Genomic DNA, 15,952 nt, shown 5'->3' with positions numbered 1-15,952 from the left:
ATAAAAAACGGAAGGGTGGATTTGACAGTAATCATGATCACTCTTTTAGTTCCCCATCAATAGATAAAGAGCTTAGTGATGAAAATAACCCCTGAAAAATTATCCTCAGCAATAGAAGAATACGCCAAACAGCCTGAGCAGAAACGGCAATTAACTCCACAGCAAACACGTTGGTTTTCCGAGCCAGAGAATGTCTTTATGTTGCTCACTCTGGTGGTAACACTCCCTGAAGAAACGATGGATGATATCAGGGATGCCGTTAAAGACTGGCTTGATGTTGCCATCGCAGAACTAGAGTTAGTCGCGATTCATTCCCCGAAGGGAACCAAAGAACAATTTGAGCAGGCTGTTGGATTAGTTTTGGAGTATTGCAAAGAAAACTTCGAGCTTAATCACAAGAATGTACTTTTATGTATCTCAATCCTGAAACGATATCAGTTTCATATCAGGACGGACCTTGCACAACTGATGCAGAAATCTGAGTATCCTGATGAGACTAATGTTACCCCTTTCCCACAAAAACCCCAGAAAATCAGGCAACTGATTAATGAGTTTAACCTGAAATCCAGTATCGAATTCATTGAGGTTTTTGAAAGTGGTTTTTCTGTCGCACCACCTGAAGTGCTGCCTTATATTCTGGAGGAAGTCGTTCAATATCCATGGGGTATTGATGCTTTGCTTTTGCTGACACAATATTTTGAAGAGCCAGTTGCACTTGCCAGTGCTGAAGTGCTGGATCAATGCCCTTCTTCGGCGTGGAAAAATTTATCCTATTTGCAGCTTGTGAACCTGTGTGCCCACTTCAACCGGCATCCTTCAGTGAAATCCTATATGAAGCGATGGAAAAAACGCGCGATGGCACACCATAAAGCACGGGCAGCCGCTGAAATATATGAAATATACGCTTCTGAGGTGGATGGCAATGACTGTGCCAGTATGATGATGAAAATCATGCTGAATAATCAGGAATATCAGTTAAGTATGATGCTCGATTTTAAATCAGGCATCAGAGAGAGCATGCTGAATATTGATCCTGACCAACCCATTCCTGAGTTGTTAGAACAGTTAAGCAACGATATTAACTTCACTCCGGTTTCTCCGGACTGGCTAAAACAGATATTACCCTGGATCCTTTCCGTTCAGAAAAATAAGAACACACCACTCGACCTCTACTCACTGTATTGGATTGCCCAACTTCCCATCGACTGGACGCAGCCAGAAGAGTTTGATCTTGAGCAATGGAGCCGGAAACTGAGTTATGAGGTCAATCCTAAGCGACAGGAAAATAGCCGTCTCGGTTACGCCAATTATGGTCACAATATTCAATCATCGCTCATGATGACTTGGTTGCCACCTGAAGAGTATCTACTGAAAGCGAAAAAACCCAGAGAATTACTGAAACTCTACTACTATGCCAACAAAGACGTTTTTGCCGGGCGACTGACCTACTCGGCTGCTATCGAAAGATATAAGCTACCACCAGAAGCGACTCGCCTGACCAATGAATATCTGGATTTGGCTCACGCACTTTACGATCCGGCTATCAATCGCAAAAGATTTGGCTTATTCGACAGTCTGTCTGAAACCAGTTTCCAACTCTTTGCTATGGGGATGACTGATACCTCAGATTCAATATCCCCACATGGGCTGGTTGTTAAAATCAGCTTAGATGAAGCAAGCCCTGCGGTCTGGCGCCGGGTGCATCTCAGTAACCAGATGACACTGAATGAAGTACATGATGTGATACAAGCTGCTATGGGATGGGAAGATGCACACCTGTTCTGTTTTGAGTTTGGCGGAATAACAATCCCGGAAGAAAATTATGATCAGGTCTGTCTTGGTCTATTTTTACGTGATGTCGGAAGCGAGCTTTACTACCAATATGACTTTGGTGACTGCTGGGATCATCAGATCACAGTAGAAAAAGTTCTGGAAAAAGACATCATTCAACCTAAAGTCACCGCAGGAAACGGGACATGCCCGGCTGAAGATTCCGGCGGTATCTGGCAGTGGAACCATGTACTCAAATTGAGAAAAAAGAAACTGCTGACGGAAGAAGAAGCAGAAATCTTAGAATTACTGGAACTGGCTCCGCATCAGCCACTAGAGCCTTTTGATAAACAACAGGCTAACCGTAGACTTGGCTCCTTATTCAATTATCTGGATTATCAGGGCTAAATTTGTCCCCCTGAGAAGCAAACTCCTGCTTCTCAGGGATGTTATTCCGTTATTTTATCAGTCGGTCAGCCAGAGCCTGTGCGAATCGTATCGCACCATCCTCAGCAAAAGGCAGGTTCAGCGAAGGCTCACATATCTCTATTTCCAGAACCATCGGCTTACCATCATTACCCCGCACAAGATCCACACGCCCGTAAAGCAAAGCATGTTCAAGCCCCATATGCCGAACCGCAGTATCAAGGGCAAGTGAAGCAACTGCACGTTCATCTTCATCTGCCACTCGCGCCTTGCGAAATTCCTGTAATGGAAAATTCACTGTTCCATCGGACATAAGCAAAGCACCTTTACGGATAGCATGACTATAAACCCCGTTGAAGTAGGTCAGGTCAGTCTCGCCTTCACTATCGATTGACGCCAGATAGGGCTGCAATATTACGTGACAACCTTTTTCTGTCAGATAAGTGATATGCTCGACAGCCTTATCCTCCTGCTGTCGTTTATAACGCTGAACATCCTTCGAATAAGCTCCTACGGTAGGCTTTATGACAATTTCATCCGCTTCCGTATGTTCAGCAAGAAATACCCGCAGATTCTGTAATATATTCATATCGGGGCTAATAAACCTGCTCGGTACAACCGGCACACCGTACGCAGCGAGATCAGCCAGATAAAACTTATCAAGATTCCAGCGTACTACTGGCAAGGGGTTCAACAGTTCTGTTAAGGCACTAATACGCTCACACCAAGCCAGAAATTCAGGTAGTTGATCGACGTAGCTCCACGGAGAGCGCAAAAGCACCGCATCAAAACGTGACCAATCAATAGACTGATCCTGCCAGGAACATATCTCAGCGCTCAGCCCGATTGTGCGACAAGCATCGAGTAACAGCGGCATATCATAATCTTCTGGCAAGCTGGCTTCATCGGTAATCAATGCAACTGTATTCATTAAGCAATTCCCATCAGTGCAAGTGTCCTCAAAAATGATTACAGAGATGCCAGCCACTCATCATCTGATCCTTCATTTATCCCTTCGAACAAGAACGTGGAAAGATAACGTTCCCCCGTATCAGGCAGCATTGCGAGTAATACTGAGTTTTCTGGTGCATTCTCAGCAACGCGAAGTGCCGTTGCCAAAGTCGCCCCTGCGGAAATACCCACAAATATGCCTTCTTCCCTAGCGAGGCGGCGGGATGTATCACGCGCCGAGATCTCATCTACGGTCAGTAAGTTATCAATAACACTTTTATCGAGTATGTCAGGAATAAAATCAGGTGCCAGCCCCTGAATCTGATGTAAATTCCACTGATTACCCGCCAGTACCGCCGCATTTTCAGGTTCGGTAGCAATAATATTTACGTCAGTCCGTGCCAGTTTTAACATCTGACCGACTCCGGTCAGAGTACCGCTGGTACCAAAACCGGTGACAAAGTAATCCAGCCGTTTTCCGGCAAAATCACTGAGAATTTCTGCTGCTGTGGTTTCACGGTGATAAGCGGGATTGGCCGGATTTTGGAATTGATTAGCACGAAACCAGCCATGTTTTGCGGCAAGCTTATCGGCCAGACGGTTCCCACCACTGCTTCCTTCATGACCGGGGGAGAGAATAACTTTTCCACCATACATACGTATTAATTTACGGCGTTCTACCGAATAACTATCAGACATCACCGCCACAAATTTGTAGCCACGGGCAGCGGCTACCATTGCTAATGCAATGCCGACATTACCGGAAGTACATTCACAAATCGTATCGCCGGGTTTCAGTCGCCCTTTTGCTTCGGCATCAAGAATAACGGAAAGAGCCAGCCTGTCTTTTACCGATCCGCCGGGATTGAAAGACTCTACCTTCACGTATACCGTGGCATGGCTGGGAGCCATACGATTTAATTTAACGATAGGCGTACGGCCAATTGTCTCAAGAATACTGTTGTAGAGAGGCATAAGAAAATCGTCTCCTGTTATTTCACTTTTGCTGCGGTTTCAAATACAGGAGCAACAATATCGAGAATAATTGAAAGCGCTTTTTCGTTCTTTTCTTCATCATCCGAAGCATTAAATTCTGCCAGTTCAACCCCCAGAATCTGTTCCAAAGGCATTGCTTCAAATATCGCCTGAATTTGCGATGGCAACATACCATCCGGCACTGAATAATCTGCCGGTAAAAAACCGGGCTCAAGGACATCCCAGTCGATATGGATCCAGACCGGAGCGCCATTAATCGCTTTCAGAATATTTTCAGGTGTTGCCTCTGCTGGTGGAATTATCCGAACACCCTGCTTTTGCAAAATTTCACGCTCAGGTGGATCTATATCACGGGCACCAACCAGAATAATTTGTTCAGGACGTAAACCAGCACCGTGTCCGCTATCCCACAGACCACAGGCAGCCGCAAGTACCATACCACCAAGGTAACCTGACTCCGTTGTCTCTGGGGTATTAAAATCACCATGTGCATCAATCCAAAGCACCACCGCTTCCGGGTGTTCCCGCGCGACAGCAGGTAATGAAGCAAGACTCGCAGAGCAGGTATTAGCGAGCATAAACGTCCGGTTTTTTCCCTTAATGCTCGCTTCAATAGCCTGACGCAATTCAACAAGCGTTTCACGGGCTTGAGGAAGACTAACACTCCAGTCATCGTTCTCAGGGGGTGAGCTCTTTCCAATAAAATGCCCCTGAATACCATAGTGTTTTTTTAACGCCTCAGCGGTACGAGCAGCACCTTCGATCATATGTGCTGCCCTATCAGCTATGCGACCCTGAGAAACGATAAGATCAATCATGGAACAGTTTCCTTTTCATTATTATCAATAAAAATTTCAGGCTAACCTTCGGTCATAACTCATAAAAAATAGGCTGGCTTCATTTTTTCCTGTGCATAAACGGGCACTTACCCTCTCTCTTCACATTTTCATCCAGAAGGCCATACTGCTGCCATTCAAGTGCTTCGGTACCATAAGAGCCAAGCTGCAAAGAACGGGGAATATCATCATATTTATCAATGCGATTACGGATATTTTCACGGATTTTACGGCCATCCGGCGTATTACCGGCTACGATATCGAAGCGCTCACGCGGGTTGATAACCATAATAAAATGCTCGCCTAGATTCCTGCTATGGCGTAACTGATTCGCCGGGCTGCTCATATTGCAGAATAGCTGCATCCCGTTAAAACACATGCACCAGGCTGAAGAATTGGGATCTTTATTAATACCTTCCGGCCAAGGTTCAGGATCTATTTCATGTAATTTCTGCAAAACTTCCCAGCCAAAATCGTGATAATCACTAATAGACTGAACACTTATTGCTTCTTGTGAGAACGCAACAATCAGCGGGTATGCTGTATTTAAATCACCATCCCAGTTCTGCGAAAGTTCAACATAATCTTTAAGCCCTTCAGCTAAATGCTGAATGCCACTTGTCTCTATATTATCTACGAAGAGAAATTTTAATAACTTCTTTTTAAATGCTCTCTTTGAGAAGACACAAGGAAAATCAACATGATCAAGCCTAAATCCTATATCACTGAGGACAGTATGATGCCAGTCTTTTTCACTTTCATTCACTTGTGATTGTGAGATTAATTTTGTAACACCTAGATTTTTATCTAATATATTCACTTAAATCACCTTTCATTAATAGAAAGAAGACGTGTTTAATATAGCGATAACTACCCTTTGAACGAATATTTAATGTAATTATTGAAAGATAAAATAATTTATTATTTAGGAAGGGTAATTTAAATTTAACTTATTAATAAAAAATATTAAATACAAACAATAAAACATTCAAAATCATATCATCACGTTCTAAAAGCATATATAATAATTATTAAAATAAACAAAATAGTTATTATAAAAACATTCAAAAACAACACATTAAAAATTCACAGAAAACACATATAAAAAACAAAATATTCAAGCCAATATTTACAACTCAAATAAAAATATAATTTATGTCAATAACGATTATTTTATAATATCGGTATCTACTAAATAAAATATAAAAAACCTGTATTTAATTTAGTCACTGAAATATGTTTTTTTTATTTACGGATAAATAATGTAAACTTGGCAATGAAATGAAAAGTGAAGCCGATTGAGAATTAGCCAGATGGATCAAAAAAAGCCAGAAAATCAGCAAGCTGTCAGTGGCGCTACCCGCATCTATGTACAACAAAAAAATCATCTGCATACCCCTAAGCTGGACTGGGTGGCTGAAGAAGTACCGGTGGCCTTAGTCTACAATGGCATTTCCCATGTTGTTATGATGGCAAGTCCAAAAGATCTCGAACATTTCGCAATTGGCTTTTCCCTATCTGAAGGGATTATCACTTCTCCACAGGAAATTCGCGGGATTGATACCACTTCCGGTTGCCACGGCGGTATTGAAGTCAATATCGAACTCTCCAGTCGCCGTTTCGCTGAATTGAAAGAACGCCGACGCAGTATGGCAGGCCGAACCGGTTGCGGTATTTGTGGCACTGAGCAAATATCAGAAATCTTCCGCCCCATCACTCCACTGCCTTTTACACAAACTTTTTCATTGGATTATCTGGATCAGGCACTCGCACAATTACCGCTCCTGCAAGAAATCGGTTCATTGACTGGCTGTACACACGCTGCTGGCTGGATTGACCCAGAAGGCAATTTACTTGGTGGATGTGAAGACGTTGGCCGCCACGTTGCTTTAGATAAGCTATTAGGAATGCGTTCAAAAACAGACTGGCAACAAGGTGCTGTTTTGGTTTCCAGCCGTGCCAGTTATGAAATGGTACAGAAGTCTGCCAATTGTGGCGTGGAAATATTATTTGCCGTTTCTGCTGCGACTTCACTCGCTATCGAAGTAGCAGAAAAATGTAATCTGACGCTGGTAAGCTTCTGTAAACCGGGGCGAGCAACGGTGTATACACATTCTCAGAGGTTAACTAATTAATCAATGCTATGAAGCATCCATAAATTAGGTTCAATATAATGGGCGATCTGTTTTTCTGTATCCACCACCAAGGGAACCAATGCGCCCGGAATAATGTACTCCCCGCTTTGTGGGAACTTCATTTCTGTCCACTTTTCCCATTCTTCCACTGTTCCGTCAATATTCATAGAACGGAATGCAGGTTTAATGATTTTGGCCCCTAAACGCCAATGAGTGCGTATCCAGGGATCAAATGGCTCCTCTCTTTCATTTTTCCAACTACAATATTCGACAAAATCTTGCAATGGATAACAGCTTTTTCGGCTTGGCCTGACAGGTACAACGACACCTTGTAATCCAGCTTCACGAGCGGTTTGCTTCACATTATTAATTAATAGCGCTGGAATATTGCAACCACGAAATTCAGGATCAACGGTAACAGAAAGTGCTGACAACATATTCGCCTGTCCCTTAGCCTCCATACCAAGCCGCAGTATTGCATCCCATCCCTCGTCAGGCAGATGCTCCAGTGAAGGAGCTTCCCATAAAAAAGGAATTGAATTTAATACCCCAATAAGACGCTCTTCCTGCCCCTGTTGCAGAATGGCATATTTTTGAAAATGACTAAACGGGGGTTCATATAAGGTATCCCAATACTGTTCAGACACCTTGTCGTAGTTCGAAAATAAAGGCCAGCTGGCATCAATAAAATCACTCGATTTTTCCTCAATATCTTCCCTCTCTCTGGCAGACTGAATAATAACTTTTGCATCCATAATTAACTCCCTATTAAAGGCGGTTCTTTGAATCAAAATAATATATACAAAAAAATTAATGAATTAGCCAAGTAAAATAAATGTGTTTTTGCAGCCAGAATGGGACTATTAATCACGCAATCACTACAGGCCATTAAATTTAACCTCATCACATTTTCAGAAAAACGACAAAATATCTCTTCTTCTTATCAAAAATTAAAATCATTAAAATACAATTAATTGACTTTTTTACTGATTAAAACCCCAACAAAATCAATATCAAATAAAAATAATTATCATTTACATTAGCATTTGAAGAATGTACATTTCTCCCGCGCAATAAATCAGGCCATTTTTATGATTGGGTAACGAGGGATCCCCCACTCTAAATGAGGATAATGATGAAAAAAGTTAAGGTATTAGTCGCCGCTTTAGGTGCTTTGGGATTTATGGCACAGGCTCACGCAGCAGTAGGATTTGGTCAGAGTCAGGTAAGTTCACCAACATACGTTGAGGTTGGCCCAACTCAACCCGGTAAAGGCCCACACGGCGGCAAAGGTGGTGAACCGGGTATCGGTATTAGCTCCGTTTATGGTGGTCAAATCACTGGCTTTGCTGGCCTGACCCGTATGGCACCTGCCGATAATAATGGAATTCACAATATCGCAATGGCTGGTGCTCCGGGCACTCATGGTGGTATGGGCGTATTCCATTTCAGCAAAGTCGCTAATGAAGAGGTTTACTTCGGTGAATGGTCTCAGACCGGTCAGGCAAATGATAATACCCATACGGTTTATTATGCAGGCAAGGATGTGACTACCAATATTCCAACCGATGGCACAGCAACCTATACCGTGACTGGTATTAACCAATACAGCGGTAATAACGCGCTGTCCGGTACATTTACCGCAGATTTTGGTGAGAAAACACTGGTTGGCTCAATGGCCAATAATACAATGGAAATTGGCATTGATGCCCGAATCCAATCTGACGCAAAATTTACGGGTAGAGCGCTCACAGAGGATCTGGTAGGCAAAACAGAAGGTCACTTCTTTGGCGACAATGCATCAAGTCTGGCTGGATATGCCAAATTTGATGGTGATCATTCCAAAGATACTGCTTTCGGTGGCTCTAAACAGTAATTGTTAATTTTACAGAGAACAGCGCCAAAAATGGCACTGTTCTCTGTTTTTATTTTTAATAACGTAAGTTTTGTGAGCTGATTTTGCGATGTCTGATAGAAAAATACCGATATTATTAACCGTATTGATGGCTTTTTTCATCTCCTTGCCGATATATGCCAATGAAGATACCTCACGCAATATTTGGCAGGAAGCCCAACATCATCAACAGGAAAATGAAAAAAAACTGATTACACCTGACCCCATTTTTGCTGAAAATAATGCTGCGTTGATTGTCATTGATGGGAAAAAATTTCAGGTAGAGAATAATCTGGACAATGTTAGTTTGGCGCTTTTCCTTGCAATAAATCACCAACAATGGCCGGATGTAAGACGTTTTCTCACTGCTTATAAAAAATTATCAGAGCATGATGTCTTATTAGTGAATTTTGCTCAGGGTGGACTCGCTCGTTTTGATGGTAATTTAGATCTGGCCACTTATCATTACCAACAAATTCTGAGCCAACAGCCTAATTTTCCGCGCGTTCAAGTAGAACTGGCCCGAGTCTATTTTGAAGATTATAAAAATCGGGAAGCTGAACGTCTGTTTGCAGAATTGAGTGAAAAAAAACAAGTACCAGAATCAGTTTTGAAGAACATTAACAGTTATCTTGAAGCAATAGAGCTGAGAAATAGCTGGCGTGGTTCATTCTCTGTCGGTTACGCCTACAACGATAATGTGAATATGTCTTCTAATCGGAACTTTGCCTGCCTGAAAATAAACGAAAATCAATGTATTCAACAGCAGATACCAAAAGCCGTCAAAGCATGGGGTATGTCCTATGACGCGACACTAAGCCGAAGACACCAACTTTCTGGTTATCACGGCATTGCTATCCGTGGTCTTATTTATGGTGAAAACTACCGAAATTACCAAGATGGCAATGAAAATACTTTCCAGCTAGCCAGTGGCTACAGTTATAAAAACAGAAACCACGATATCTCCTTTAGCCCGTTGTTTGAATATAAACAAAGTGCTGGCGATCGCTTCTACCACGCCACTGGGATCAAAACAGTATGGCAATGGGGAATAACCACTCAGACAACTCTTGATATTGAATTTGAACATAAACAACTACGCCATCAACACAATTACCGCAGAAAAGACGGAGGATTGACCTCTTCCTCCTTTAATTTATTCCACGACATCGGCAAAGATTTTATTCTGCTTGGTGGTGGAGACTGGACTTATCGCGGTAACGACCAATATCCCGTTGACCGCTATCAGCAGTGGGAAGTTCGGGCAGGAGTAAAAGGACAGATCTACGATGGCATTGACGGTTATCTCTTTGCCACATTGCGTGATCGGCACTTTGGCGCTTATAGCCCGATGCTGAATGCCAGACGCCATGATACGGAGCAAATTTATGTCGCTGTTATTAAAGCGCCTGCGGCTGAAATAATGGGTATGACTCCTGCTATTACTTTCCGCCACCGACGCAATCACAGCAATGTGGATTGGCTGTACAGCTATAACAAAAACGAAGTGCTGCTCAGGCTGGAAAAGTTTTTTTAATCAAAATCTGATGATTTTTTATTTGTGCGATGATAACTGAGGCAAGAAATATCAATGGCATATCAAATTAAAACCGGACTAACACCCATCACAATCGCTCTGTCACTGGCATTTTCACTAGCAGCACCTCCTTTATTTGCTGAATCCAAACCGGCTACAACGACGTCAGATGGCAAAGCTGATTTAGGTAAAATCCGGGTGACAGATAACAGAGATAAAGATGAAGCCGGTTATGATGCGGTTTATGACAAAGATATCTCCAATATTTATATCGGTAAAAAAGAGATAGAACGCTACAAAGGTGCATCTCCTGCTGATGTCATTAAAGGTGCTGTTGGTGTTTACAGCGGTGATGCCCGCAATAGCGGTGCTCTGGATATCAATATTCGTGGTATTCAGGGACAAGGGCGAATTCCCGTCACGATTGATGGAACAGAACAGGCAATTACCGTTGGACGTGGCTATAACGGTGCTAATAACCGCAACTATATTGATCCTAACTTAATCAGCAGTATTGAAATCGAAAAAGGCCCCTCCCTGAATCGCAGGGTGAAAGGTTCAGTCGGGGGTGCTGTCTCCATCAAAACACTCAATATTGATGATGTCGTGCCGGAAGGTGAAACATTTGGCATTAATACCAAACTGGAAACCAGCAGTAATTCAGTTAGGGAAAGAAAACCGTCACTGTCATTAGGGCAGGACTATCGTGATATTCCCAATTTTATCCAAAATGGAATCGAATCCGATCCTGCACTAAAAATCACTCCTCACTCATCAAAAGACAATAAATTGTTCGGCTTCAAAGATAATGCCTTTCGCGTTGCCGTGGGAACGCGGCAAGAATATTTTGATTTAATGCTGGCCTATGCTTACCGCCATAAAGGTAACTATTTTGCCGGTAAAGGTGGTGCACATCGCTATGATGCAGCAGCAACAGAAGCCGATATAAACTTAATGCTCAACCCAAAAGCGAGTTTAGATCCTTACCTCCCTTTTGCAGCACGCATTTATCGCCCCGGTAATGAAGTCCCCAATACTTCCAGCAAAATGCAATCGGTGTTAATCAAAAACACCTGGCACTTCACCGATGATCAGGCACTGCAACTTGCTTTCCGCAATACCCGTATGGAGTTCGGCGATATTATGCCTTCAAGGCTGGCATCGGTGCTTGCTGAGGAAAATAGGGTTCCTCAATGGCCGCTGGCCAACTCTCGCCAACAAGCGGCTAACCTGAATTATAAATGGCATCCTACTGCAAACCCCTACATTGATTTTGATATGAATCTGTGGGCAACCCGCACGACAAGTAACACCAATACTTCAGGTGGATATCCGCGTAGTCCGGTTACCAGAGACTATGATTGGGACGGAGGAAAAGGCAGGAGCACTAATATTGATGGGACCTTAATCAATACAGCCGTCACCAATGCCCAAAATAATCGTTGGGGTGTAGATATTTCCAATAAATTCGAACTGACCCGAAATTTGGATCTTACTCTGATGGGAAATTTCCAACGCGAACGCTTGGGTTCTGATGATGACATCAGCCATATTGATAATCTGTATTTCTTTCAGTCCCCAGCAAGAAAAGGGCAACGTCAGGAAATTAATCTCGCTTTTAACTTTGACTGGCGTCCTACTTCATGGCTGGCATTAGGTGCTGGTGCTAAACGTGTTTCCTATTGGTCCAAAGATGATTTTCTTAATGAAAGACGTTCTGCCAGAGATGAGGATTATAAAAAAACCGGTGATATCACCGCGTATTCAATGAGTTATTGGAGAACATTGACAACCGAAGAAGCTGCTGTAGTACGAGAAAAAGAGAGCTATATAAAATCTATTGCAGCTTCAAAAATGAACTTTATGGAGAAATTTAAACTCCTCAGGAAGGTGGATGATAAGTATCCGGAGATTGGTGAAACTCACTCTGATAATCGAGATAAACAAACTCGTAGGATGGTTAAAGAAGAATTCACTTGGTCTTATGATCCCAATAACGGCAGACTCAATAAAAACAATAACCCCTATTTCAATGGCCAACTAAATATGAGTGAAAGGGTTATAGACCCAATCAGTGGCAAAGAAGCCTATAAATATGAGTATAGTGCAAACGGTCTGAGTAATAATAAACTCTCACAAGATGTAGATTCTCCTTGGGAACCAGCCCCAAAACGTAAATCTCATGCATGGGCACCGACCTTCTCTGCTACTGCCTATATCACTGACGATCTACGGGCCTATACCCGTTATGCCGAAGCAGTAAGAATGCCCAGTATTTTTGAAGATACTGTCGGTTTTTCTGGCGTTAAAGAAAATTACATTGGTTTGAAATTTAAACCAGAACGAGCCAAAACCATAGAAACAGGTTTCGTTTATGATTTCAGCCAGTTAGTGAATGCTGAGCGTAATGCTGACGTCAAACTCTCCTATTACAACACGGTTATTGAAAATGTGTTCGACCGGGATAATACCTATAGTTTCGCCCAGTTAGATAAACAAAAACTGGCAGGTTTAGAATTACAAGCTCGTTACGACAACGGCAGCTTCTTTACTGATATGGGTTTGGTCTACAACATGAAAAACAAGGTGTGTGACAATAACTCCGCCGCAAGAATGGATTCTCAGAATCGTTATGGCATTCCTGAATGTATTGATGGTGGCTTTCCGGGCGGTTACCTGCGTACTTCCATTCAGCCAAAATATACCGCTAATCTGAATATCGGCGGACGCCTGTTTGATGAAAAACTGGAACTCGGTAGCCGGATGCTCTACCACAGCGGAGCAGAAAACAAAGATGAAAAATGGTTGATGGATGTTTTGCCGAATGAATATAAAGGGATATCCAATAACCCGATGCGCTGGAACTCCGTCTTTACCGTTGATGCTTATGTGAGCTACCAGATCACCCCAGCGATATCAATGGAACTGACTGGCACAAACTTAACTAACCGCTATTATCTTGATCCACTGACTCGCTCAATGATACCGGCACCGGGCAGAACCTTTAAACTCAGTCTTACCAGCCAGTTTTAGAGGATAGTATGCTCAACACAGCTATATCAGACAACGCAGTGATCAACGCTCAGAAAACATTCAGTAAACATTTTCTGGTTGGTATTCTTATCGCTGTTTTACTGCATATCAGTCTGATATGGCTGTTAAACCGACATACCGAGCCAAACGATGACAGTGCCCATCATCTTAATCAGAATTCTCCTTTGACAAGTTTTTCAATCACGATGGTGGCGGCCTCAGCATTAACAGAAGAACCGGAACCGGTTGAATTATCTCAGCCAGTTCTGACTGTTGCTGAATCACCGGTAACCCCGGTCATTGCACTGGATAAAGTCGCTCAAACAGAAAAAAAGATCGATACTCCGGCTGAACCGGTTAAAACTCAAAAACCTAAAAAACAGCCAAAAGAAAAACCGAAAGAAAATACAGAAAAGAAATCTGTCCAATCGTCTCCAACTCTCCAAAACAACCCAGAGGAACTTGAAACGGATGGTACTGATCAGGTCAATTCACAAAGTGGGATGAGTCAGGCGACAACTTCTCAACCTTTAGTGGGGCAGGGTAATAGTGAGTCAGATAACTACTATGCAAGGCTCCGGCAGGAAATTGATCGTCATAAGCGTTTCCCCCGCAAAGCAAAACGAATGAAGCAGGAAGGGACAGTCACCGTCAATTTTATCCTTCAGGATGATGGTTCAATTACTGCCGCCAGAATCGTTCAATCCTCAGGCTACAGTGCAATGGATAATGAAGCACTGAAAGCACTCGGTCTTGCTAAATCTGTTGGCCCGAGACCAGCAACACTGGCAGCGGATATCACACTGCGAATCAGCTTTGAGCTGGTTCGATAATATACATGCCATAACCGACCTATTGAGCAAGAATCAGACAAATGTAAAAAAAATCAATACACTATTCTCAGAAGCAATGTTAAATCGTGCTCCGAAATACCAAAATCGGAGCACATACGAAGCAGAAAATCTCAGATTTGCTCAATAAAATATATTTTTCTGATTTATCAGAACATCACTTCCCAATACAAAAACTTGAAAAAATCCGCCCAAGCAAATCATCAGATGTAAATTCTCCGGTGATTTCAGTCAATGCTTGTTGTGCCAGCCGGAGTTCTTCCGCTAATAACTCCCCGGAACGAGCGAATACCAATTGTTGATGGCCTTCCTGCAAATGTTCTGCTGCGGTATTCAATGCCTGTAAATGACGACGTCGGGCGAGGAACCCGCCTTCAGTATTACTGTTAAAGCCCATCGCTTCTTTGAGGTGGTCACGCAGCAAATTAATCCCTTCGTCTGCAAGAGCAGAAAGACGAATTAACGTGTAGCCATTAATTTCTGATATACCGCTGGCTTCACCTGTCATATCTGTTTTATTACGGATAATCGTTACCGGCAGGGATTCCGGCAGCTTAGCCATAAATTCCGGCCAGATTTTTTCAGGTTCGATGGCATCCGTCGTCGTACTGTCTACCATAAACAACACGCGATCCGCCTGTTCGATTTCCTGCCATGCCCGCTCAATACCAATGCGTTCTACTTCATCACTGGCTTCGCGGAGACCCGCAGTATCAATCACATGCAGGGGCATTCCATCAATATGAATATGCTCGCGTAACACATCACGAGTTGTTCCCGCAATATCCGTCACAATCGCGGCTTCACGCCCCGCCAACGCATTCAGCAGGCTGGATTTACCCGCATTCGGGCGGCCTGCAATGACGACTTTCATCCCTTCACGCAAAAGACTCCCCTGACGAGCCTGCGAACGGACCTGTTCAAGCTCCGCGATCACTTCATCCAGCTTGGCTTCTATCTTGCCATCAGAAAGAAAATCAATTTCTTCATCAGGAAAATCAATCGCTGCTTCAACATAGATGCGCAGGTTAGTCAGTTCCTCCACCATTTGGTGAACCTGATTGGAAAATGTTCCCTGTAAGGAGTTCATCGCAGAGCGCGCAGCCTGTTCAGAACTGGCATCAATCAGATCGGCAATCGCCTCAGCCTGAGCCAAATCCAGTTTATCGTTCAGGAAAGCACGTTCAGAAAATTCACCGGGATTAGCAATTCGTACGCCGGAAATAGTCAGAATACGCTTCAGCAGTAAATCAAGAATAACCGGGCCACCATGCCCCTGAAGCTCCAGTACATCTTCACCTGTAAAGGAATTAGGGCCGGGGAAATAAAGAGCAATGCCCTGATCTAAAACGGTGCCATCTACATCACGAAACGGCAGATAATCAGCATAGCGGGGTTTCGGGAGTTTCCCTAATACCACCTCAGCAACTGCCGCAGCTTTGGGACCAGAAATACGCAGGATACCAACACCACCTCGTCCCGGAGGGGTGGCCTGAGCAACTATCGTATCGGTGGTATTCATG

Annotated in this window: 12 protein-coding genes; 6 read left to right on the top strand and 6 right to left on the bottom strand. The window is 43.2% G+C overall.

Translation table 11 applies throughout. From position 1 onward, the window contains the following. Positions 1–78: 78 nt before the first annotated feature. Positions 79–2,178: a plasmid pRiA4b ORF-3 family protein gene (locus tag AAC855_RS09355; protein ID WP_340609299.1), complete on the top strand. Its 2,100-nt coding sequence runs from the start codon at positions 79–81 to the stop codon at positions 2,176–2,178. A gap of 49 nt (positions 2,179–2,227) precedes the next feature. Here AAC855_RS09355 and AAC855_RS09350 read toward each other — a convergent pair whose 3' ends face one another. From AAC855_RS09350 to AAC855_RS09335, 4 genes are all read right to left on the bottom strand, one after another. After that, on the bottom strand, positions 2,228–3,127 hold the full coding sequence (locus AAC855_RS09350; RefSeq protein ID WP_340609298.1) for an ATP-grasp domain-containing protein: 900 nt from the start codon (positions 3,125–3,127) through the stop codon (positions 2,228–2,230). A 38-nt stretch (positions 3,128–3,165) separates the two neighbouring features. Further along, positions 3,166–4,122, bottom strand: coding sequence for a cysteine synthase A (cysK, locus tag AAC855_RS09345; RefSeq protein ID WP_340609297.1), 957 nt, complete (start codon positions 4,120–4,122; stop codon positions 3,166–3,168). A gap of 17 nt (positions 4,123–4,139) precedes the next feature. Then, on the bottom strand, positions 4,140–4,961 hold the full coding sequence (locus AAC855_RS09340) for an arginase family protein (protein WP_340609296.1): 822 nt from the start codon (positions 4,959–4,961) through the stop codon (positions 4,140–4,142). A gap of 79 nt (positions 4,962–5,040) precedes the next feature. After that, on the bottom strand, positions 5,041–5,799 hold the full coding sequence (locus AAC855_RS09335) for a YqcI/YcgG family protein (protein ID WP_340609295.1): 759 nt from the start codon (positions 5,797–5,799) through the stop codon (positions 5,041–5,043). A 493-nt stretch (positions 5,800–6,292) separates the two neighbouring features. Between AAC855_RS09335 and fdhD the strand changes: the two genes are divergently transcribed. Continuing rightward, positions 6,293–7,114, top strand: coding sequence for a formate dehydrogenase accessory sulfurtransferase FdhD (gene fdhD / locus AAC855_RS09330; RefSeq protein ID WP_340609294.1), 822 nt, complete (start codon positions 6,293–6,295; stop codon positions 7,112–7,114). Here the strand turns inward: fdhD and AAC855_RS09325 are convergent. Further along, the gene (locus tag AAC855_RS09325; protein ID WP_340609293.1) at positions 7,111–7,869 is read right to left on the bottom strand and encodes a transferase; all 759 of its coding nucleotides are present in this window, start codon (positions 7,867–7,869) and stop codon (positions 7,111–7,113) included. The genes fdhD and AAC855_RS09325 overlap by 4 nt on opposite strands. Positions 7,870–8,246: 377 nt before the next feature. Here AAC855_RS09325 and AAC855_RS09320 point away from each other — a divergent pair, with 377 nt between their 5' ends. The 4 genes from AAC855_RS09320 to AAC855_RS09305 all read left to right on the top strand — a co-directional run bounded on the left by AAC855_RS09320 (position 8,247) and on the right by AAC855_RS09305 (position 14,411). After that, the gene (locus AAC855_RS09320; protein WP_340609292.1) at positions 8,247–8,990 is read left to right on the top strand and encodes a Slam-dependent surface lipoprotein; all 744 of its coding nucleotides are present in this window, start codon (positions 8,247–8,249) and stop codon (positions 8,988–8,990) included. Positions 8,991–9,078: 88 nt separating this feature from the next. Continuing rightward, positions 9,079–10,545, top strand: a complete 1,467-nt coding sequence (locus tag AAC855_RS09315; protein ID WP_340609291.1) for a surface lipoprotein assembly modifier — start codon at positions 9,079–9,081, stop codon at positions 10,543–10,545. A 54-nt stretch (positions 10,546–10,599) separates the two neighbouring features. Next, positions 10,600–13,578 carry a TonB-dependent receptor domain-containing protein gene (locus AAC855_RS09310; RefSeq protein WP_340609290.1) on the top strand — a complete coding sequence of 993 codons (2,979 nt, stop codon included), beginning with the start codon at positions 10,600–10,602 and terminating at the stop codon, positions 13,576–13,578. Positions 13,579–13,586: 8 nt separating this feature from the next. Continuing rightward, entirely contained in the window at positions 13,587–14,411 is an 825-nt protein-coding gene (locus AAC855_RS09305; protein ID WP_340609289.1) for an energy transducer TonB, read from the top strand. A 175-nt stretch (positions 14,412–14,586) separates the two neighbouring features. On the opposite strand, the gene mnmE is transcribed toward AAC855_RS09305, so the two are convergent. Beyond that, the gene (gene mnmE / locus AAC855_RS09300; RefSeq protein WP_340609288.1) at positions 14,587–15,951 is read right to left on the bottom strand and encodes a tRNA uridine-5-carboxymethylaminomethyl(34) synthesis GTPase MnmE; all 1,365 of its coding nucleotides are present in this window, start codon (positions 15,949–15,951) and stop codon (positions 14,587–14,589) included. Position 15,952 lies beyond the last annotated feature (1 nt).

It is taken from the genome of Xenorhabdus bharatensis, assembly GCF_037996705.1.
GTDB classification, from domain to species: domain Bacteria; phylum Pseudomonadota; class Gammaproteobacteria; order Enterobacterales; family Enterobacteriaceae; genus Xenorhabdus; species Xenorhabdus bharatensis.
The sequence above is the reverse complement of the archived record's forward strand: the minus strand, read 5'-3'. Positions and strand labels throughout refer to the sequence as shown.

Bases quoted from the DNA above. Each gene is read 5' to 3' on its own strand.
- AAC855_RS09355 (WP_340609299.1), top strand. From the start codon at position 79: ATGAAAATAACCCCTGAAAAATTATCCTCAGCAATAGAAGAATACGCC.
- AAC855_RS09350 (WP_340609298.1), bottom strand. From the start codon at position 3,127: ATGAATACAGTTGCATTGATTACCGATGAAGCCAGCTTGCCAGAAGAT.
- cysK (WP_340609297.1), bottom strand. From the start codon at position 4,122: ATGCCTCTCTACAACAGTATTCTTGAGACAATTGGCCGTACGCCTATC.
- AAC855_RS09340 (WP_340609296.1), bottom strand. From the start codon at position 4,961: ATGATTGATCTTATCGTTTCTCAGGGTCGCATAGCTGATAGGGCAGCA.
- fdhD (WP_340609294.1), top strand. From the start codon at position 6,293: ATGGATCAAAAAAAGCCAGAAAATCAGCAAGCTGTCAGTGGCGCTACC.
- AAC855_RS09325 (WP_340609293.1), bottom strand. From the start codon at position 7,869: ATGGATGCAAAAGTTATTATTCAGTCTGCCAGAGAGAGGGAAGATATT.
- AAC855_RS09320 (WP_340609292.1), top strand. From the start codon at position 8,247: ATGATGAAAAAAGTTAAGGTATTAGTCGCCGCTTTAGGTGCTTTGGGA.
- AAC855_RS09315 (WP_340609291.1), top strand. From the start codon at position 9,079: ATGTCTGATAGAAAAATACCGATATTATTAACCGTATTGATGGCTTTT.
- AAC855_RS09310 (WP_340609290.1), top strand. From the start codon at position 10,600: ATGGCATATCAAATTAAAACCGGACTAACACCCATCACAATCGCTCTG.
- AAC855_RS09305 (WP_340609289.1), top strand. From the start codon at position 13,587: ATGCTCAACACAGCTATATCAGACAACGCAGTGATCAACGCTCAGAAA.
- mnmE (WP_340609288.1), bottom strand. From the start codon at position 15,951: ATGAATACCACCGATACGATAGTTGCTCAGGCCACCCCTCCGGGACGA.